This window comes from Bradyrhizobium sp. HKCCYLR20261, from assembly GCF_051168435.1.
Taxonomy (GTDB): Bacteria; Pseudomonadota; Alphaproteobacteria; order Rhizobiales; family Xanthobacteraceae; genus Bradyrhizobium.
The window spans coordinates 1-1,004 of record NZ_JBNPUZ010000043.1; the positions used below are offsets into that span (position 1 = coordinate 1).

Genomic DNA, 1,004 nt, shown 5'->3' on the forward strand with positions numbered 1-1,004 from the left:
GATCCCGAGGTCTGCACCGACACGCCTTCCATCTGCACCAGCGGCATCAGCTGGTCGCGATACTGAACCATGTAGCGATCGTTGCTGATCTCGATCTTGTCGGCCGCGATCTCCTCGAGGCGCGTGACCAGCGCCAGCGGCACCGCCTTCGGATGCGCCGTGCCGGCGCGGAACACCAGCAGCGAGGTGAGCTGCTCGCCGCCGATGGCGTGATGCGCGGCATGCTCGTCGGCGACCGCCTGCGAGGCGGAGCCGGCGGCGCCCAGCGCCTTGGCGATGCCGTTCGGATCGATGATCATGATGACCGCGCCATCGCCCAGGATGGTGTTGCCCGAGAACATGTCGATGTGACGCAGCTTGGTCGACATCGGCTTGACGACGATTTCCTCGGTGTGGAACACGCAATCCACCACGATGCCGAAGGTCTGGTTGCCGACCTGCGTCACGACGATGAAGCCGTTCTCCGGATCGGACGACGAGCCGTCGTCGATCTTGAGCAGCTTCTTCAGATGCATCAGCGGCAGCAGCTTGTTGCGCAGGCGGAGCACCGCGGTGTCCTTGATGCGCTCGATGCGGTGCTCGGAATTGGCGCGCGCGCGCACCAGCTCGACCACGGCCAGCTGCGGGATCGCGAAGCGGTCGCCGCCGGCCTCGACGATCAGCGCCGAGACGATGGCCAAGGTCAGCGGGATCTTGATGGTGACCGACGAGCCTTCGCCGGCGACCGACTTGATGTCGATGGTGCCGCCGATCTGGTCGATGTTGGTGCGCACCACGTCCATGCCGACGCCGCGGCCGGAGACCGAGGTGACGGCGGCCGCCGTCGAGAAGCCCGGCTCGAAGATGAACTTGTGGATCTGCGCTTCCGTCATCTTCTCGAGCTCGGCCTCGGTGACGAGACCGTTCGCGACAGCCTTGGCCTTGATGCGCTCGGTGTTGAGGCCGCGGCCGTTGTCGGCGATGCAGATGATGATGTGGCCGCCTTCATGATAGGCGGAGAGGCG

At 65.5% G+C, this 1,004-nt stretch carries 1 protein-coding gene; it reads right to left on the bottom strand.

Annotation, left to right across the window (positions count from 1 at the left end):
• Positions 1–1,004: chemotaxis protein CheA (locus ACQR1L_RS35090; RefSeq protein WP_434862475.1), on the bottom strand; the 1,004-nt coding region annotated here is incomplete at both ends.